Here is a 17,596-nt window from a genome sequence, read left to right as displayed (position 1 = left end):
TTTACACGTTTTTTGAATTCGTATCCCCGCCTGGACGGTGCTTCAAAAAGGCGGAGAGATCAGCGGCTGCCAGGCGGATGTCCTCCAGCACGGGGTTAAAAATCCCCAGCCGGCAGATGTTGAGTACCACCATACAGACCACCGGGCCCAGGATCATCCCCAGCACGCCGGCCAGCTGCATGCCCACATAGATGCTGATCAGGGAGACCACGGGGGGAAGCCCGGTCTGATCGCCCACCACCTTGGGCTCTCCTACCCGGCGGAAGAGCGCGATCAGGCCCCAGATTACCATGAGCTCAATGGACTCCCGGAGATTCCCCAGGGCCAGGTCCACCACCGCCCAGGGCACCATGACGGTGCCCGCGCCGATGATGGGGATAAAGTCCATAATGGCCAGAAGAAAGGCCAGCAGCAGCGTATAGGGCTGTCCAATGATGGTAAAGCCCGCCAGCAGGATGAAAAAGACCCCCACCGAGAGGATGAACTCGGCCTTCACATAGCCGCCGAAGGCGGAGAGGGCGGCCTGCCGCACCTCCTGCAAAAAGTGGCGGGAACGGCCGGTAAAGCGCTTGGAGACCAGATAGCGGATGTGGGGATAGTCGGCCGTCAGGTAATAGGAGCCCATCAAAAAGACCACGGTGCCCACTGCAAAGGAGGGGACCTGCTTGGCGATCCGGGTGGCATAGGCCGCCGAGCTGCCCAGGGCGGTGGTCACAGCTCCCTGGAGCCAGGTAAAGAGGCTCTCCAGATAGGCATCGCTGGCGGTACGGATATCGGCCGGAATCAGGGACATAAAGCGGGAGAAGGCGTGATCCAGAGAGGAGAGCGCCTCCTGAAGCGCGGTGGAGATGGAGCTCCAGTCCTCATAGAGGGAGATAATCTCCTGGGCGATGTTCCAGATAAAGGCCACCAGTACTCCCCCCGCCACCGCCAGGATCAGAAGAATGAGTACCAGGGAGAGAAATTTACGGGAGATCCCCAGCCGCCGCTGGATTCCCCGCACCAGGGGATTGAGGAGCCAGGCCACCACAAAGGCCAGTACAAAGGGCATAAAGAGGGACAGCAGGGCCGGCCCTGCCAGGGCCAGCGCGGCCAGTACAAGCAGGGTGAGCAATAGCCGGATGCCAAGGCGCATCCAGAGCCGGCCCCGCTCCCGCCAGGAGAGTTCCTGATCTTCCATGGAAAGACCTCCCATTTCTGTTGGTGTATATGAGAGCAGTATAGCATGGATTCGGCGAAGAAAGGGGAGGAATCTGTAAATTTTTTTGCGTCAGCTGCCGGAGGGAGTGAGATTCAGAAAGACCTGGCCTGCGGCCCGGGCAAAGCAGCGGGCGCCATTGAGGGCCTCTTGCAAGGTATTGCCATGGGTACCCACCTCCACCAACAGGGAGCCGGGAGTCAGATTTTGGTTGTAGACCGAGCTGCGCAGGGTCATGGGACGGGCCAGCGTGGGATAGAGGGTGTCCATGCTCCGCTGGATGCGGGCGGCAAGGGCCAGATTTTCCATCCAGTTGGGGTGAGTGGAGCCGCTGCCCAGCACCAGCATGACCTGAGCGGTCTTGACGCCGTCCACCTTGGTCACGGCCTTGTACACCGTGTTGTCGCTTCCCACCAGAGCGTCCCGGTGGACGTCCAGCACCAGCTGGATGGAGGGATACTGGGCGAGATAGTTCTGGATGGCGGCCCCCGAGCGGGAATAGGCCCCATTGTAGGCGGGATAGTCATAGACGCCCTTGTCGTGGAGCACGGAAAGGCCCATTTCGGTAAAGACCCGCTCCATCTCATTTCCCACCCGGATCATATTGTAGTTTTCGTCCAGGGTACGGGAATTCTGGTCACTGGGGGTGTAGACGTCGCTGCCGTCCGGAGTGTAGGCCTCGGTGGCATGGGTATGTATGATGAGGATTTGGGGACCCTCCTGGGGAAGCTGGGCTTTGATGGGGGCGGAGGCGGCCGCAGCCAGATCAACGGACAGGTTGGTCCGGTTATAGAGATACAGGCCGTCGGCGTAGGCATATCCGTCGGTGCTGGTGGGGACCAGGGTGCGCTCCACAATGTCCCCGGGTGCGGCGGTGACTGCGGGTGGCTCTTCCTCCTCCAGGGGGGGTGTGGCAGAGGGCGCGGGCGCGGCGGAAGGGGTGGGCTGAGCGGCCAGGGGATCGGTGTCGTCGATCCCCGCGCCCTGGCGCAGCAGCGCCGACTGATCCACCACCAGACGCTGCCAGAAGTCCAGCTCGTCCATCGTGGTTCCAGTCTCCACATTCCCCAGCTCGGCCTGGAGGGCGGCGGAGACAAAGAGCGGACTGGAGGTGAGGGCGTCCAGACTCCCGGCGGCCAGCCCCCAGCCTGTCCCGGCCAGGAGGGCCCATACCGCCAGGGTGGCCAGAAAGAAGGCGGCGCAGCGCCGGAACAGGCGGGACCACAGAATGCGGCTGTGTGTACGCATGAGATATCATCCTTTCTCTTCGGTGGGGGGACGAAATGGTTGGTCAAGCATATGCGCCCGGGCAGAGGGATATGCCTGTCCGGGAAAAAGCTTCCGGATGCCCTGCGCCTTGACATTTGGACGCTTTCCGATATAATAAGGCGGACCAGTTTGCCCCGTTTACCGGCTTACCCGGGCGCGATGGGCAAGAAAACAGGCATTTTTCCAGGGGACAGCCCTCTGCGGAGGGGGATACCCGGTATGGTTCCCCGGCTTTGATCGTGTGTTTGAAAGGAAGTTTGGAAGATGATACGGATTTTGACGGACAGTACCAGCGACCTCTCCCCTGCCCGCGCGGCGGAGCTGGGGGTGGAGATTCTCCCCCTCACGGTCCTCTTTGGCGAAGAGGCCTTCCAGGACGGCGTGGAGATCACAAAAGAGGAATTTTATGCCCGGCTGGAGCAGGTGGACACCCTGCCCACCACCGCCCAGATCCCCCCCGAGACCTTTATCCAGACCTTTGAGCGGCTGACCGAAAACGGGGATCAGGTGCTGGCCATTCTGATCTCCAGCGCCATGTCGGGCACCTACCAGTCTGCCATGATCGCCCGGGGCATCGTGGACGAGAGCAACATCGCCGTGGTGGACGCCCAGACCGTCACCTTCGGCATGGGCCTTCTGGTGGAGGCCGCCTGTCTGCTCCGGGACAAGGGGCTCTCCCTGTCCGAGCTGAAGGGACAGGTGGAGGAGCTGGCCGGACGGGTGCGGCTCCTGGCCGTAGTGGACACCCTCAAGTACCTGAAGATGGGCGGGCGGATCTCGGGCGCCACCGCTGTGGTGGGCGGCCTGCTGGGCATCAGTCCCATCATCACCATTGAGGACGGCCTGGTCATCTCGGTGGGCAAATGCCGGGGCAGAAAGGCGGGCTTCCAGTTCATCCGTAAGTGGATGGAGGAGAAGGAGCCCATTGACACCACGCTGCCGGTGGCCTTCGGCCACTCCAATGCGCCCCAGGCCATGGCCGACTGCATGGCCTATTTTGCCGCGGAGACCCAGGGGATGACTGTGCTCCCCAGTGACATCGGCGCCGTGGTGGGCACCCACGCCGGCCCCGGCGCCACCGGCATTGCCTATTTTGTCCGGAAGTAAGAGAGAAACACAGCGGATGGCCTTCCCGCCCTGGGAAGGCCATCCGCTTTTGTCCGCAAATGACAGATGGGGAAAACTGTGCTATAATATCTTTCATATGGCCGCTTTATGGCCCATCTTTGCGTCCCAAAGGAGGAACCAATATGAGTGCACGGGAGGAATTCATCGAACTCTTCACCACACATATCCACCGGGAGGGCAGCGAGGCCCTGCTGGATTATCTTCAGAATAAGAGCGACTTTTTCACCTCCCCTGCGTCGGCCAAATTCCACGGGGCCTATGTGGGCGGCCTGTGTGACCACAGCGTGAACGTGTATCACTGCCTGCGGGAGTATCTGGAGCGGGAGCGGGTCAAGGAGCTCTACGGTCTGGAGTACGGGGAGGAGAGCATCGCCATCGCCGCCCTGCTCCACGACGTGTGCAAGATCGGCTGCTATAAGACGGGCACCCGAAACGTCAAGGGACCCGACGGCAAGTGGCAGGCGGTCCCCACCTTCTTCTACGAGGATAACCTGCCCTATGGACACGGGGAGAAGTCGGTCTATATTCTCAGCGGCTTTATGCGTCTCACCCGGGAGGAGGCCATGGCCATCCGCTGGCACATGGGATTTTCGGGCGGAGAGGATGCCCGGCTGGTGGGGCAGGCCCTCCAGCAGTACCCCCTGGCCTTTGCCCTGAGCGTGGCCGATATGGAGGCCACGTATTTCCTGGAAAATGAGGAGGCGTAATTCCTGTGGCAAAGCGTGAAAACGATCTGGGCAGAGATCCCATCGGCCCGCTGCTGGTGCGTCTGGCCGTGCCGGCAGTGACGGCCCAGCTGGTCAACGCCCTGTACAACATCGTGGACCGGATGTACATCGGCCACATTGAGGGGGTGGGTGACCTGGCCCTCACAGGACTGGGCATCTGCTTCCCGGTTATCATGTTCGTCTCGGCCATCTCCGCACTGGTGGGTATGGGCGGCGGCTCCCGGGCGGTGGTACGCATGGGAGAGGGCAAGATGGAGGAGGCAAACGCCATCCTGGGCAGCTGTACCGCCCTGCTGGTCCTGCTCTCCATCCTGGTAACGGTGGGCTTCCAGGTGGTGCGGGAACCCATGCTCCTCCTCTTCGGAGCCACGGAGAATACCCTGAGCTACGCCTCGGACTACCTCACCATCTACCTGTGGGGCACCATTTTTGTGGAGATCTCCCTGGGATTGAACTTTTTCATCACCTCCCAGGGATTTTCCACCGTCTCCATGGCCACGGTCCTCATCGGAGCGGTCACCAACATCGTACTGGACCCCATTTTTATCTTTGGATTCGGGATGGGTGTACAGGGCGCGGCCCTGGCCACTATTACCGCCCAGGCCGTCTCGGCGGTGTGGGTGCTGCGCTTCCTCAGCGGAAAGCGGACCCGGCTGCGCTTCCAGCGCCGCTACTTCCGCCTGGATGGCCGGGTGCTGGCCCCGGTGCTGGCGGTGGGGGTCTCCCCTTTCATCATGCAGTCCACCGAGAGTCTGGTGAACATCTCCTTCAACTCCTCCCTCAAGGCCTTCGGCGGGGACCCTGCCGTGGGCGCCATGACCATCTGCTCCAGCATCATGCAGATTTTCAGCATGCTCTTCCAGGGGCTCTCCCAGGGGGCCCAGCCCATTGTGGGCTTTAACTACGGCGCGGGACAGATCGACCGGGTGAAAAAGACCTTCCGCCTGCTCTTCTTCTCCTCGCTGGCCTTCAGCACGGCGGCCTGGGGCGCCATCGAGCTCTTCCCCCAGGTCTTTGTATCCATCTTCAACGACGAGCCAGAGCTGGTGAGCATCGCGGTGTGGACTCTGCGGGTGTATGCCGCCGGTATGTTCATGCTGGGCATCCAGTTCTCCTGCCAGCAGACCTTTGTGGCTCTGGGAGAGGCCAAGGTCTCCCTCTTCCTGGCTCTGCTGCGCAAAATCATCCTGCTCATTCCCCTGATCTTTATCCTGCCCAACTTCTTTACGGATAAGGTGCTGGGCGTCTTTGTGGCGGAACCCGCCGCCGACGTGCTGGCTGCCACCACCACGGGTCTCATCTTCCTGTGGCGCTTCCCCCGCATCCTGCGCCGCCGGGCCCAGGAGACCCACGGACCCAAGACGGTATAAAAAAGGAGGATTTCCTGCCATGAACAACATCACGCTGATCGGTATGCCCGGCTCGGGGAAGAGCACCGTGGGGGTGCTGCTGGCCAAGACCCTGGGCTTTGATTTCCTGGACACCGACCTGCTCATTCAAAAGCGGGAGGGCGCGCTGCTCCAGGAGGTGCTTGACGCCCACGGCACAGAGGAATTTCTGGATCTGGAGGCCGATGCCATCTGCTCGGTGGACTGTGAGCGCACCGTCATCGCCCCGGGTGGGAGTGTCATCTGCCGGGCCCGGGGGATCGAGCACCTGAAGAGCTTAGGCAAGGTGATCTATCTGCGCATCCCCTGCGAGGTGCTGGAGGAGCGCATCCACAACATGGGCTCCCGGGGGATCGCATTCCAGCCGGGGGAGACACTGCGGGACATCTACGAGTACCGCGCCCCGCTGTATGAGAAATACGCCGACATCATTGTGGACGGTGATAAAGGTTCCCTGGAGGAGACCCTGGCCGCGGTGCTTCAGGCCCTGATCGGCTGCGCGTGAGCGAAAGGAGGAGCCATATGGAAGAGCGTACACGGAAGGGACTGCACATTTCGCCGGTGGACAGTGCGGAATTGTCCTATAAGACCAAGTTGGCGCTCATTGACTTCATCCGCAGCTACGAAACAGACCAGCCCTTCAAGCTGCCCAGTGAAGATCAGCTGGCCCAGCGTCTGGGCGTGAGCCGCAATGCGCTGCGGGATGTATTGGCCTCGCTGGAGGAGATGGGGCTGGTCACCCGTCAGCGCAGCAAGGGGACCCTGGCCAATCCCAAAGTGGCCCGGGAGTGCCGGATGGATACCGACCCGGGTCTGATCCGGATGATCACCCGAATGGGGTGTCAGCCCCGGTATGAGGTGACTTCCCTGCGCTTTGTGGAGGACAAGGACTCCGGGCTGGAGCAGAACTCCGACTCCTATCTGGAGGTGGGAAAGCTCTTTTATGCCGACGACACCCCGGTGGCCTTTGCCAATGACCATGTAGAGGGCAAGATCGCCGCCGGACACCGGGAGCAGTTTGAGGTTCTGCGGGAGGAAAACTGCTTTTTCTTCCTCAAGGAGTGCTGCGGTGTGTCGGTGGCATACAGCATGTCCACCTTCGACGTAATGCAGGCGGACGAGGCCCTGCAGGAGCTCTTCCATGTGGGACCGGAAGAGCTCTTCCTGGTGATGGACGACATTGTCTACTCCCGGGATCTGGAGATCGTGTGCCATGCGGTATCCTATTACCGCAAGGGGTATCTGCCCCTCAAGGTGCTGCGCAAGGGCTGGTAAATCAAATTGGAATCAGGAAGACCGCGTTCCCTGGAAGCAGGGGGCGCGGTCCTTTTTTGACATGGAATAGACAAACTATACAAATTCAATTTTAAAATAAGATAATTTGCTATTGATAACAACGGAAAGGTGTGGTACTATCTCGATAGTAGAATAATACTACTAATAGAAGAACCAAAAGGACCCCGGATTAAAAAGGAGGTTTTCATTTGGATTTTTCCATCAATCAACGGGCCCTGGCCATGGTGGAGGAGGGGATCCTTCCCCACCAGGAACAGCTCCAGGTGCGGGCCTACACCCTGGCCAACGGCGCCACGGTCATCGACATGGGCGTGGAGGAAAAGGCGGGCTGGCGTGCGGGCAAGCTCTTTACCGAGAGCTGCCTGGGCGGTCTGGGCCGGCTGGACTTTACCACCATGTGGATCGGGGAGCATCTGGTCCCCGCCGCCACCATTACGGTGGACCGCCCCGCGGTGGCCGAGCTCTCCTGCCACGACGCCATCTATGTGATGAACTACCATGGAGTGCGCACCACTTTCTCCGGCCCCTTCCGGGCCATTGGGGGCATGGACGCCTATGCCCGCGCCACGCCCTACCGGGACCCCTGTACCGCCCGGGCGGTAGCCCATCTCCAGACCACAGAACTGCCTGGAGAGGAGATGACCACCCAGCTGGCCGGGGAGATCGGCATTGATCCCTCGGGCCTCTATCTGCTGGCCGCCCGGACCGGGACCCTGGCTGGAGCGGTACAGGTCTGTGCCCGCAACGTGGAGCAGACCTTCCCCACCCTGCTGGACCGGGGCTTTAATACGGACTGTGTGGTGCAGGCCTCGGGGAGCGCCCCCATCTTCGGCGCGGTGGCCGACGAGTATGTGGCCTACGGCCGGGTCAACGACTGCCTGATCTACGGGCAGGAGACCAATCTCTGGGTGGACTGCACCGATGAGGAGATTGAGCGCATCCTCCCTGATCTGACCTTTGACAAGAACCAGGACATCTACGGCGTCTCCTTTGAGGAGCTCTTTGCCCGCAGCGGGCACAACTGGGCCCATGTCCCCCGGGACTGGGACGCCCCCTGCAAGATCAATTTCCACAATCTCCGCACGGGACATGCCTTCTCCTCCGGCCGTCTGGGTTATGACACGCTGGAGCGGAGCTTTCTCGGAATCTGATGTGAGGTGACGAATATGACCAGCTTGGAGTGTGCCAGCGCCGCCTTTGCCGCGCTGTGTGAGAACAGCCCCGCCAACCACTGCCGCCTGGAGGGCAGCGTTCTGGACGCCGGGAAGGAGGTCCCCGGCGGATGGAGTTCGGCCCGGACTCTGACCGAGGGACTGTATGGCGGGAAAGCCATCGTAAACGTGTCCCAGCAGAGGTTGGGCGAGGAGCAGGTCCCCACCGTGGAGATCCTGTGCGACGACCCGGTGCTGGCCTCGGAGAGCTTTACCTCCCGTGAGGGGCTGGTGGGCCTGCAGGAGGCGGACGGCGCCTGGGCACTGGCCTATGGGGAGAGCGCCGGCGGAGCGCGGGGCAATGTGGTGCTGGCTGCTCCGGCCAGCCTGTGCGCCGTGGTGGTGGAAGCCGCCGCGGCAGTGCCCCGGGCGGTATCCTATCTCCTGGAGCAGGGCGTGCCCCAGGAGGAGATCCTGTGGGGCTGGAGCTGCTGCCCGGTGGTGCTCCCCTCTCTGGACGGGGAGGCGGTCCGTGCCGCCCACCGCGCCGCCATCGCCGCCCACGGGGTGTGCAGCATCTGGGTCCGGAGCGCGCGCGCCGACCTGGAGACACTGGCCCGGAATTGGGGGGATTTCCGCCTGCGCCTGCACTGCCTGGAGGACGGAAAGACCTACGGCGCTTCGTCCGGAACCGGGGCCGTTTAAACGTATATCCAGGGCCCGCATTCGGGGAAATCCACTTGTATTTCCAAAGAAATATGATATACTGAATCATAGACTTTCCACATCTGCGCCCGCTGGTCTTGTCCGGCGGGCGCAGGTGCGTACCGGGGCAGCACAGCGCTCTGGAGAGAATAAATTGCAAAGGATTTCGAGACACATGACATTCCGTGAACTCGGCCTCATCGAGCCCATCCTGGGGGCCCTGGCCGAACTGGGGTATGAGCGCCCCTCCCCCATCCAGGAAAAGGCCATCCCGCCGGCCCTCACCGGGCGGGACGTACTGGGCTGCGCCCAGACCGGCACCGGCAAGACCTGCGCCTTTGCCACCCCTATCCTCCAGCGGCTCAGCGCCCAGCCTGTCCAGGGCCGGCCCATCCGTGCCCTGATCCTCACCCCCACCCGGGAGCTGGCGCTCCAGATCCAGGAGAGCTTTGAGGCCTACGGCAAGCATCTGAAGCTGCGCTCCACCGTGATCTTCGGCGGCGTTGGCCAAGCTCCCCAGGTGGAGCGGCTGCGCAAGGGTGTGGACATCCTGGTGGCCACACCCGGCCGTCTGGCCGATCTCTACCAGCAGAAGCTGCTGGACTTCTCCGGCCTGGAGATCTTTGTCCTAGATGAGGCCGACCGGATGCTGGATATGGGCTTTATCCACGATGTGAAGAAGATCCTCAAGTGGCTTCCCCCGCGCAAACAGACCCTCTTCTTCTCGGCCACCATGCCCGCTGAGATCACCGAGCTGGTGGACTCCCTCCTTCACGACCCGGCCCGGGTAGCGGTGGACCCGGTCTCCTCCCCGGTGGAGGTCATCGACCAGAAGCTCTACTATGTGGACCGGGGCAATAAGACCAAACTCCTCTCCTCCCTGCTCATGGCGGGCAATGTGAAGAACGCCCTGGTCTTTACCCGTACCAAGCATGGGGCCAACAAAGTGGCCGGAGATCTCCAGAAGAGCGGCATCACCGCCGCCGCCATCCACGGCAACAAGAGCCAGACTGCCCGGCAGCAGGCCCTCTCCGACTTCAAGAGCGGCCGGGTCAAGGTGCTGGTGGCCACCGACATCGCTGCCCGGGGCCTGGACATCGAGGAGCTCTCCCACGTGTTCAACTACAACCTCCCCGATGTGCCCGAGACCTATGTCCACCGCATCGGCCGTACCGGCCGGGCCGGTCACGGCGGCACCGCCGTCTCCTTCTGCGACATCAATGAGAAGGATGAGCTCAAGGGCATCGAAAAGCTCATGGGCCGCTCCATCCCGGTAGTGGAGGATCACCCCTGGCCCATGGAGGTCTTTGAGCCTCTGCCCCGGGACAAGAAGGGGCGCCCGGTGAATCCGGAGGATGCCGAGGCCCGGGCGGCCGCCAAGGAGCGCCGCCGTGCCCGGGACGCGGCCAACAAGGCCGCCGCCGAAGAGCGCAAGGCCAAGGCCGCCCAGAAGGCCCAGGCGGCAGAGCCCGCTCCTGCCCCCAAAAAGAAGGGAGAGCGTCCCGCCCCGACGGTTTCGGAGGAGCAGACTCCGGCCCGGAAGAAGCGTGCCCGCGGCTACCGTGCCAGCGCTACTCTGGAGGAGGCGCTCACCGCCACCGCGCCCGCCCGTCCTGTCCGGGAGAGCGGGAATCGCCGGGAGGAGGAGTTCCACCATACCGATCCCCTGGCCGGAGATGTCATTATGGACGCCACCGCCCGTCTGCTGGCCCCCCGGCCCCGGATGTTCCAGAGCAAGGAGCAGCCCCGCAAGGAGCGTCCAGCCCGCCGGAGCAAGTCCCCCCGCCCCGCGGGAGAGGAGAACGGGCAGGAGAAGCGTCCGTCCCACTCTCCCAAGGAGGAGAAGCAGGCCCGCCCCGCCCAGAAGAAGAGCATGCCGGCCAAGGCCCTGGATGTGCTGGGCGGCGGGAAAAAGAAGCGCAATGGCCGCGGCAAGGGCCCCGGCCGTCCCCGTGAGGTGGAGCTGCGCACCGATGGGGTGAAGGACTCCACCGAGCTCTCCTCCAGCCTCATGAAGCCCTACTATCTGAGCGACGACTAAAAAAGGCCTGCCGCAAGGGGATAGCGTTTTCGATCTCTCAATTGAAAATAGGTATATGAAAACCGTTGCCGGGAACTGATATTACACAGTTCCCGGCAACGGTTTTTTAAAACGCTATTTCATAACAAGCCCTAAGCGGACTTTTACAGCGCCAGATCCAGCGTGTAAGCGGTGTGGAGCAGGGCGGGATAGGCGTCCTCCGACCCGGCCGGGGCGGCCAGGGTGAGCTCTACATAGGAATTGGAGTTTTCCACGGAAAACACGGTGTACACAGTCGTTCCCTCCTGATAACGATAGAATACAGCGGGCAGACCCCGGAAGAGGATGACGTCGGGCTGCTCCAGCAGCTCCACACCGCCCAGGGCGTCCCGCAGCGCGGTGAGCCGGGAGACCGAGAAGTCAGCCAGCGTGGCGGCATTCTGGCCGGATTTGGCAAAGGAGAGGGCCTTCAGCGTGCCATTCTGGTCGGTGAAGGTGAGACCGGCAGCTCCGTCCTGCTGGACCTCTTCCCAGTTCCCCGCGCCGAAGGTGAGGCGGAAGGCGCCGTCGGTATTTTCCACGGTGGTCCCGTCGACGGGGGTGTCCAGGGCGGAGGTCACCCGGCTCTCCGGCAGGGCCAGACGGTTGAGGATAGCAGCGGCGCTGGAGCGGTCAATGGGGGCATCCGGGGAGAAGGTGCCATCCCCCGTTCCGGCCAGTACCCCGGCGTTATAGAGGAGATAAATGGCCCCGGCGTGGGCGGTGGAGGAGGTCACATCGGGGATGGAGGCCACCCGGTTGATCCGGGGGAGCTCCTCCACCGGCAAGGCGTAGGCAAAGATACCTGCCATATCCGAGCGTGTGATGGGCGCACTGTAATCGGAGAACTCCTTGCGCAGGATGAGGCCGTTTTCCTCGGCGTAGTCCACCGCATTCTCATACCAGGGAGAGCCGCCGGGGGTAAAGCTCTGCCCGGTGTAGGCGGAATGGACCTGGGCGGCCATGGTGATGGCCTCGGCAGCGGAGAGCTGGCCCTGGGGATCAAAGCGGCCGTCCCCCTTGCCCTTCATCAGGCCCAGTTTCACGGCCTGCTCCACGTCGGCGGCATACCAGGCCCCGGCGGATACGTCGGAAAAGCCCGGATAGGTCCCGTCCGGGACAAAGGCGTCCATCCCGGCGGCCAGCGCGGGGACGGCGAGGGTGAGCGCCAGGCCCAGAGGGGCCAGACGGCGGAACAGGGTGTGAGCCATGATAAAACGCCTCCTAGAGAGTGTGTCAGAATGTGTTCTGCCCCATTAGACGGCGGGGCGGGGAAAAAGTTCCCCCCAATACGGAATTGACCGGGGAGAAAAAAGCGGGTATACTGTCGGCCAAAGGAGGAATGCCTATGTGGCGCGCAGTACTGGCCGCCCTGGTGTTAGTCAATCTGGTGGAATTTGCCCTGATGGGCTGGGATAAACGGCGGGCCCGGCGGGGCGAGTGGCGGGTGCGGGAGCGGACCTTTTTCCTCCTGGCCCTTCTGGGGGGCGCCCTGGGCGGGATCGTGGGGATGCAGGTCTTCCGGCACAAGACCAAGCACTGGTACTTTCGTTACGGACTCCCTGCCATCCTGATACTCCAGGGAGGACTGGCCCTCTGGCTGGCACTGGGACGCCCCCTCCCCGGCGGCGGGTAAAAAAGCGGGTCTGCTGATGCAGACCCGCTTTTTTTATGTGGTTCTGGGGCTGGGCTTTAGAGACCGGCGATCCGCTCCGCCACGACCGCCACGACCGGAAGGGTAATGATGGAGAGGAGGGTGGAGAGGGTGACAATCTGAGCCGCGCTCTCGGTGTCACGGTCAAACTGCTCGGCAAACATGGCCGTGACGCCGGCCGTGGGCACACCGGACAGGATCACCACGGCCACAAAGCTGATGGGGTTGAGGTGGAAGGGCAGCAGGATCAGGGCCGTCAGGACGGGAGCCACCACCAGCTTGATGACGGCGCCCAGGTAGAGCCGGGTGTTGCGGAAGGTGGCGGGCAGGTCGGCGGCCGCCATCTGAGCGCCGATGACCAGCATGGCCAGAGGGGTGTTCAGATCGGCCAGATAGCCGATGGTATTGCCCACCGGGGAGGGCAGGCGGATCTCCGCGAAGAAGAGGGGCAGCGCAATGAGAATGCCCAGAATGGGCGGGCTGAGCAGGACCTTTTTCACCGAGAAGCGGCTGGGGCCGCCCATAAGATAGACGCCGTAGGTCCACACCAGCAGGTTGAAGGCCACAAAGACCGGCATGGAGTACACCAGGCTTCCGTCCCCCAGGATGGCGGACATGAGGGGGAAGCCCATAAAGCCGGTGTTGCCAAAGATGACAGCAAAACGGAGGGTGTCCCGGCGGTCCAAGTCCTGCCGGCGGAAAAAGCACTGGCAGAGCAGCGTCAGGACCAGATAACTGAGGATGACCAGACCAAAGGAAAAGACCATATCGTGCAGCAGCGCCGGGTCATATTCCACCTGGAGGGAGTCAATGATGATACAGGGCGTCACTACATACAGCAAAAGGAATGAGAGCTGGGGCAGCGCCTCGGGGGTAAGCTTTCCCAGTTTGGCCAGCAGATAGCCAACGCTCATCAGCAGAAAAAGCGTCCCCACCTGTCCAATAACGATCAACAGATTTTGAAAAAAGCTGCTCAAGCAGATCTCCTCCTATGAGATACCTAAAAATTCACGCAAATTTTATTATACTGTTTTGGACCAGCATTTGTAAATAAAAAGTCCACTCAAAATTGACAAAATATCCCCCCTTGTCCTATACTGATTTCGATTTAATTGAGAATGAGGAGGAATATCATGTCACCCAAAGCATTCCGGGAACGGGGGTATCTGAGCCTGTTCGCGTCCTATTACAGGCCCCATATGGCCCTCTTCCTGCTGGATATGATCTGTGCCCTGGGCATTGCCGCGGTGGATCTGTCCTTCCCCCAGGTATCCCGCTGGGCCATGCAGACCCTGCTGCCCGACCGGCTGTTCGCCACCTTTTTTGCCGTTATGGCCATCCTCATCCTGGCCTATGTGCTCAAGGCCGGGCTAAGCTTTATCGTCACCTATTGGGGCCACCTGATGGGCGTGCGTATTGAGGCCGACATCCGCCGGGACCTCTTTGCCCATATGCAGACCCTCTCCTTTTCCTTCTATGACAAGAACCGCACCGGCCACCTGATGAGCCGGGTCACCGGCGATCTCTTTGAGATCGCCGAGCTGGCCCACCACGGCCCCGAGGATATGTTCATCTCGGCCGTGACCCTGCTGGGGGCCTTTGTGGTTATGCTGAACATGCAGTGGAAGCTGGCGTTGGCCGTCTTTGTGGTGGTGCCGGTCTTCCTGCTGTTCTCCGTGTTCCAGCGCAAGCGGATGATGCGCTCCTCCACCCAGGTCAAGCAGAAGCTGGCAGGCATCAACGGCGAGGTGGAGTCCTGTATCTCGGGTATGCGCACCGCCAAGGCCTTTGCCAATGAGGACACTGAGCGGGCCAAGTTTGAGGCGGCCAACGACCGCTACCGCAACGCAAAGCGGGGCTATTACCGCACGATGGCCATCTATTTCTCCGGAATGGAGTTTGCCATGGGCATCCTGCCGGTGCTGGTCATCGCCTACGGCGGCATCCTCATCATGCAGGGGGAGATGGATTTCATTACACTGACCACCTTCTCCCTCTATGTGACCACCTTCATCAGCCCCATCCGCAAGCTGTCTGCCTTTATGGAGATGCTCATGCAGGGCACCGCCGGATTCAAGCGCTTTGTGGACCTCATGCGGCTGGAGCCTGAGATCCAGGATGCCCCCGACGCGGTGGAGCTGGGTGCCTCCGCCCCGGTGGCGGGCGACATCCGGGTGGAGGACGTCACCTTCCGCTACGAGAGCACCTCCCCCGCCGTGCTGGAGGGAGTCTCCCTCCACGTCCATCCCGGGGAGACCGTGGCGGTGGTGGGCCCCTCCGGCGGCGGAAAGTCCACCCTGTGCCAGCTCATCCCCCGCTTCTATGACGTGACTGAGGGGCGCATCCTCCTGGACGGCCGGGACGTGCGCGAGCTTCAGCAGCGCTCCCTGCGGGAGAACATCGGCATCGTACAACAGGATGTGTTCCTCTTTGCGGGGACCATCTACGACAATATCCGCTACGGACGGCCCGACGCCACCGAGGAGGAGGTCATCGAGGCCGCCCGCCGGGCTGAAATCTATGAGGACATTCTGGAGATGCCCGACGGCCTCAACACCTATGTGGGTGAGCGTGGCGTCATGCTCTCGGGCGGACAGAAGCAGCGTATCTCCATCGCCCGCATCTTCCTGAAAAATCCCCCCATCTTGATTCTGGATGAGGCCACGTCCGCCCTGGACAGTGTCACGGAGCACCGCATCCAGTCGGCCTTTGACGAGCTGGCCAAGGGGCGCACCACCCTCATCATCGCCCACCGCCTCTCCACCATCCGCAGCGCCAACCGTATTCTGGTCATCGACGGCTGCGGCATCGCCGAGGAGGGCACCCATGAGGAGCTGCTGGCCCGGGGTGGCCGGTATGCCGCCCTCTATGAGGCCCAGCGGGCGGTGGCGGCCGAGTAAACCGGCCGCTTCCCTGGGGTAAAATCCATAGAAAAACGGCCGGAGCCGCACGGATTTTCCGTGCGGCTCCGGCATTTTCTCTGTCATCGGGACGGGTTACAGAGAGTGCGCATACAGAAACATCCGGAGAGAATGGGGGAAGGCGGGGCGGAAGTCCAAAACGCGCTCTGCCTGGCGTACAAAGCCAAAATGCTCATAAAAACCAAAATTGCAGCTGGTATCGGTGAAGAGATAGAGGGCCTTCCCTCCCTGCTTCCGCAGGTAGGAGAGGGCGGCGTTCAGAAGGGCCTTCCCCGTGCCCGTTCCCCGCTGGTCCTGTGCTACGGCAAAGAAGACCAGCTCGCTGTCAAACCGATCCCCCGCGTCCTCCAGGAGGGCGCGGTCGGTCTCCTCTACCCGGGCAAAAATACGTGCCATGGCCCGGCCTTGCGGGGAGGCGAGAAGGGCCAGGCTGTCCCGCAGAACGGCCAGACGGTGGGAGAGGCGCAGCCCCCGTGCCCGGCCGTGCCTGGCCAGGATGATCCCAACCGGGATACCGTCCTGGACGGCCACCTGCGAAAAGGTGTGGCACAGCAGGCAGTTTTGCAGGTAGAGCCGCGCCATCCGCTGGGCGGCAGCGGGATGAGGCGCGAGGCGGTCATAGTTCCAGGTGGTGCGGATGATGTCCTCCAGAGCGGGATAGTCCTCCTGGCGGAGGGGGCGAAAAAGAATGGTAGGCATGGGCTTCCTCCTTGCGGTTTGGTGCGGTACAGGGTATCATAAAGCCTATGGAACAGATCCGATGATAGACCTTACAGAAGGTGTAAAGTCAAGGGGGAGGAAATGGAATGGAATGGGTGCTGAGCATTGGGGTGGTCGCCGCAGTGCTGCTGGTGCTCTGGCGGATCGGTGTCCTGAGCGGCGGTGCCTCTCTGTGCGTAGGCGGCTGCTGGGGCTGGCGGGACCGATGGACAGGGCGGTATTCTTATTTTTCTGGGCTGTTGTGGCGCCGCTTCCGGCCGGCCGCGGGGGGCTATGATGTGCTGGCGGTCCAGGTAAAGACGCAGGCCGGAAATTTGGACCTGGAATTGCGGGAACGGGACGGAACCGTGCTCTACTGCTGGACGGAACTGGGGGATGCCTCTTTTTGTGTGGATGTGTGTGGAAAAAAGGACCTGATCGTCCGGCTCGAGGGGAACAGTTATAAGGGGAACTTTTCCCTGCGGCTGCTCCGCTCCCAGGAGGACCGGGAGGACACACCATGATGTCAGAGCTTGAGGCGGCCCGCTTTACCACGGGAGAATTTGCCCGTATACACCGAATCAACCCCAGGACCCTGCATTACTATGATACAGCTGGGATCTTTTCTCCTGCGGAAAAGGGGGAAAATGGCTATCGCTACTACACTGCGGCCCAGAGTGCCACCCTGGAGCTGCTGCTCACCCTGCGGGAGCTGGATATGCCCCTGGAGGAAGTGGGCCGGTATTTGAAAGAGCGGAGTGTCCCAGCATTGCAGGCGCTTCTCCGGCGGCAGGAGCGGGAAATCGAGGGATCCATCCGCCGCCTGCGGGAGATCAAGGAGCTTTTGCGGGAAAAAGAAATCCTGCTGGCGCGCTGCCAGGGAGTGGACCCCGACCGGGTGGAGCTGGTGGAGCACCCCCGGAGCTGGCTGCTGCTGAGCGGGTCTATCCGGGGAATGAGTGACAGTGAGGCCGTGGTGGAGCTTCAGCGCCATCTGGAGCGTACCGGAAAGCACCGGCTTTATAACCGGGGAAGCTATGGCACCCGCATCAGGCTGGACCGGGTCATGACCGGCGATTTTGACGGCTACGATGCCTTTTTTACAGAGATCTCGGCCTGTCGGAAGGGGTGCACCATCCGGCCTACCGGGCAGTATTTGCGGGGGTGGTGCCTGGGAGACTGGTCGGGTCTGCCCGACACCTATGCCCGCATGTTTGACTTTGCCGCCAAGCGGGGGCTGCGTCCGGTGGGATGGGCCTATGAGACGGGGATCAATGAAATGGTCATCCGCTCCATGAACGAGTATCTGACCCAGGTGGAATTTCGGGTGGAGCCGCATTAAGAGAACAACAGAGCACCCTTTTCCCCAACCTTCCATAGGATGGGGGAAAAGGAGGCTC

Annotated in this window: 17 protein-coding genes; 12 read left to right on the top strand and 5 right to left on the bottom strand. The window is 62.0% G+C overall.

Features of this window, described 5'->3' with window-relative positions; translation table 11 throughout:
* Position 1: 1 nt before the first annotated feature.
* Positions 2–1,180 (bottom strand): sporulation integral membrane protein YtvI, encoded by a 1,179-nt coding sequence (gene ytvI, locus GPK94_RS15245; protein WP_180956820.1) that lies wholly within the window; start codon positions 1,178–1,180, stop codon positions 2–4.
* A gap of 90 nt (positions 1,181–1,270) precedes the next feature.
* A complete protein-coding gene (locus GPK94_RS15240) occupies positions 1,271–2,446 on the bottom strand; it encodes a stage II sporulation protein P (protein WP_215656202.1) in 1,176 nt (391 codons plus the stop codon).
* 285 nt (positions 2,447–2,731) lie between these two features.
* Here GPK94_RS15240 and GPK94_RS15235 point away from each other — a divergent pair, with 285 nt between their 5' ends.
* The 8 genes from GPK94_RS15235 (at position 2,732) to GPK94_RS15200 (ending at position 10,904) form a co-directional block, all read left to right on the top strand.
* On the top strand, positions 2,732–3,574 hold the full coding sequence (locus GPK94_RS15235) for a DegV family protein (protein ID WP_215656201.1): 843 nt from the start codon (positions 2,732–2,734) through the stop codon (positions 3,572–3,574).
* 143 nt (positions 3,575–3,717) lie between these two features.
* Positions 3,718–4,302: an HD domain-containing protein gene (locus tag GPK94_RS15230; RefSeq protein ID WP_101692510.1), complete on the top strand. Its 585-nt coding sequence runs from the start codon at positions 3,718–3,720 to the stop codon at positions 4,300–4,302.
* Positions 4,303–4,307: 5 nt separating this feature from the next.
* Positions 4,308–5,693 carry an MATE family efflux transporter gene (locus tag GPK94_RS15225; protein ID WP_215656200.1) on the top strand — a complete coding sequence of 462 codons (1,386 nt, stop codon included), beginning with the start codon at positions 4,308–4,310 and terminating at the stop codon, positions 5,691–5,693.
* A 19-nt stretch (positions 5,694–5,712) separates the two neighbouring features.
* Positions 5,713–6,216: a shikimate kinase gene (locus tag GPK94_RS15220; protein ID WP_215656199.1), complete on the top strand. Its 504-nt coding sequence runs from the start codon at positions 5,713–5,715 to the stop codon at positions 6,214–6,216.
* A 17-nt stretch (positions 6,217–6,233) separates the two neighbouring features.
* Complete coding sequence (locus tag GPK94_RS15215) at positions 6,234–6,986, top strand: GntR family transcriptional regulator (RefSeq protein ID WP_215656198.1); 753 nt, start codon at positions 6,234–6,236, stop codon at positions 6,984–6,986.
* 209 nt (positions 6,987–7,195) lie between these two features.
* Complete coding sequence (locus GPK94_RS15210) at positions 7,196–8,158, top strand: methenyltetrahydromethanopterin cyclohydrolase (protein ID WP_215656197.1); 963 nt, start codon at positions 7,196–7,198, stop codon at positions 8,156–8,158.
* Positions 8,159–8,173: 15 nt separating this feature from the next.
* A complete protein-coding gene (locus GPK94_RS15205) occupies positions 8,174–8,863 on the top strand; it encodes a methenyltetrahydromethanopterin cyclohydrolase (protein ID WP_215656196.1) in 690 nt (229 codons plus the stop codon).
* A gap of 175 nt (positions 8,864–9,038) precedes the next feature.
* Entirely contained in the window at positions 9,039–10,904 is a 1,866-nt protein-coding gene (locus GPK94_RS15200) for a DEAD/DEAH box helicase (protein ID WP_215656195.1), read from the top strand.
* A 143-nt stretch (positions 10,905–11,047) separates the two neighbouring features.
* Here GPK94_RS15200 and GPK94_RS15195 read toward each other — a convergent pair whose 3' ends face one another.
* A complete protein-coding gene (locus tag GPK94_RS15195; protein ID WP_215656194.1) occupies positions 11,048–12,133 on the bottom strand; it encodes an S-layer homology domain-containing protein in 1,086 nt (361 codons plus the stop codon).
* 137 nt (positions 12,134–12,270) lie between these two features.
* On the opposite strand from GPK94_RS15195, the gene GPK94_RS15190 reads away from it, so the two are divergent.
* Positions 12,271–12,558 carry a DUF1294 domain-containing protein gene (locus GPK94_RS15190; protein WP_101692500.1) on the top strand — a complete coding sequence of 96 codons (288 nt, stop codon included), beginning with the start codon at positions 12,271–12,273 and terminating at the stop codon, positions 12,556–12,558.
* A gap of 56 nt (positions 12,559–12,614) precedes the next feature.
* Here GPK94_RS15190 and GPK94_RS15185 read toward each other — a convergent pair whose 3' ends face one another.
* Entirely contained in the window at positions 12,615–13,553 is a 939-nt protein-coding gene (locus GPK94_RS15185; RefSeq protein WP_215656193.1) for an AEC family transporter, read from the bottom strand.
* A 156-nt stretch (positions 13,554–13,709) separates the two neighbouring features.
* Here GPK94_RS15185 and GPK94_RS15180 point away from each other — a divergent pair, with 156 nt between their 5' ends.
* On the top strand, positions 13,710–15,476 hold the full coding sequence (locus tag GPK94_RS15180; protein ID WP_101692498.1) for an ABC transporter ATP-binding protein: 1,767 nt from the start codon (positions 13,710–13,712) through the stop codon (positions 15,474–15,476).
* A gap of 96 nt (positions 15,477–15,572) precedes the next feature.
* Here GPK94_RS15180 and GPK94_RS15175 read toward each other — a convergent pair whose 3' ends face one another.
* Positions 15,573–16,196, bottom strand: a complete 624-nt coding sequence (locus tag GPK94_RS15175) for a GNAT family N-acetyltransferase (RefSeq protein WP_215656192.1) — start codon at positions 16,194–16,196, stop codon at positions 15,573–15,575.
* A 107-nt stretch (positions 16,197–16,303) separates the two neighbouring features.
* Here GPK94_RS15175 and GPK94_RS15170 point away from each other — a divergent pair, with 107 nt between their 5' ends.
* Positions 16,304–16,720 carry a hypothetical protein gene (locus GPK94_RS15170; RefSeq protein ID WP_215656191.1) on the top strand — a complete coding sequence of 139 codons (417 nt, stop codon included), beginning with the start codon at positions 16,304–16,306 and terminating at the stop codon, positions 16,718–16,720.
* Complete coding sequence (locus GPK94_RS15165; protein ID WP_215656190.1) at positions 16,717–17,538, top strand: MerR family transcriptional regulator; 822 nt, start codon at positions 16,717–16,719, stop codon at positions 17,536–17,538. The genes GPK94_RS15170 and GPK94_RS15165 overlap by 4 nt, the downstream gene beginning before the upstream one ends.
* Positions 17,539–17,596: the final 58 nt, after the last annotated feature.

It is taken from the genome of Pseudoflavonifractor sp. MCC625 (genome assembly GCF_018784545.1).
GTDB classification, from domain to species: domain Bacteria; phylum Bacillota; class Clostridia; order Oscillospirales; family Oscillospiraceae; genus Pseudoflavonifractor_A; species Pseudoflavonifractor_A gallinarum.
Note: the sequence above shows the minus strand (reverse complement) of the source record. Positions and strands in the feature narration are given on the sequence as shown.

Bases quoted from the DNA above. Each gene is read 5' to 3' on its own strand.
- GPK94_RS15230 (WP_101692510.1), top strand. From the start codon at position 3,718: ATGAGTGCACGGGAGGAATTCATCGAACTCTTCACCACACATATCCAC.
- GPK94_RS15170 (WP_215656191.1), top strand. From the start codon at position 16,304: ATGGAATGGGTGCTGAGCATTGGGGTGGTCGCCGCAGTGCTGCTGGTG.
- GPK94_RS15190 (WP_101692500.1), top strand. From the start codon at position 12,271: ATGTGGCGCGCAGTACTGGCCGCCCTGGTGTTAGTCAATCTGGTGGAA.
- GPK94_RS15235 (WP_215656201.1), top strand. From the start codon at position 2,732: ATGATACGGATTTTGACGGACAGTACCAGCGACCTCTCCCCTGCCCGC.
- GPK94_RS15165 (WP_215656190.1), top strand. From the start codon at position 16,717: ATGATGTCAGAGCTTGAGGCGGCCCGCTTTACCACGGGAGAATTTGCC.
- GPK94_RS15240 (WP_215656202.1), bottom strand. From the start codon at position 2,446: ATGCGTACACACAGCCGCATTCTGTGGTCCCGCCTGTTCCGGCGCTGC.
- GPK94_RS15200 (WP_215656195.1), top strand. From the start codon at position 9,039: ATGACATTCCGTGAACTCGGCCTCATCGAGCCCATCCTGGGGGCCCTG.
- GPK94_RS15180 (WP_101692498.1), top strand. From the start codon at position 13,710: ATGTCACCCAAAGCATTCCGGGAACGGGGGTATCTGAGCCTGTTCGCG.
- GPK94_RS15205 (WP_215656196.1), top strand. From the start codon at position 8,174: ATGACCAGCTTGGAGTGTGCCAGCGCCGCCTTTGCCGCGCTGTGTGAG.
- ytvI (WP_180956820.1), bottom strand. From the start codon at position 1,180: ATGGAAGATCAGGAACTCTCCTGGCGGGAGCGGGGCCGGCTCTGGATG.
- GPK94_RS15195 (WP_215656194.1), bottom strand. From the start codon at position 12,133: ATGGCTCACACCCTGTTCCGCCGTCTGGCCCCTCTGGGCCTGGCGCTC.
- GPK94_RS15175 (WP_215656192.1), bottom strand. From the start codon at position 16,196: ATGCCTACCATTCTTTTTCGCCCCCTCCGCCAGGAGGACTATCCCGCT.
- GPK94_RS15215 (WP_215656198.1), top strand. From the start codon at position 6,234: ATGGAAGAGCGTACACGGAAGGGACTGCACATTTCGCCGGTGGACAGT.
- GPK94_RS15220 (WP_215656199.1), top strand. From the start codon at position 5,713: ATGAACAACATCACGCTGATCGGTATGCCCGGCTCGGGGAAGAGCACC.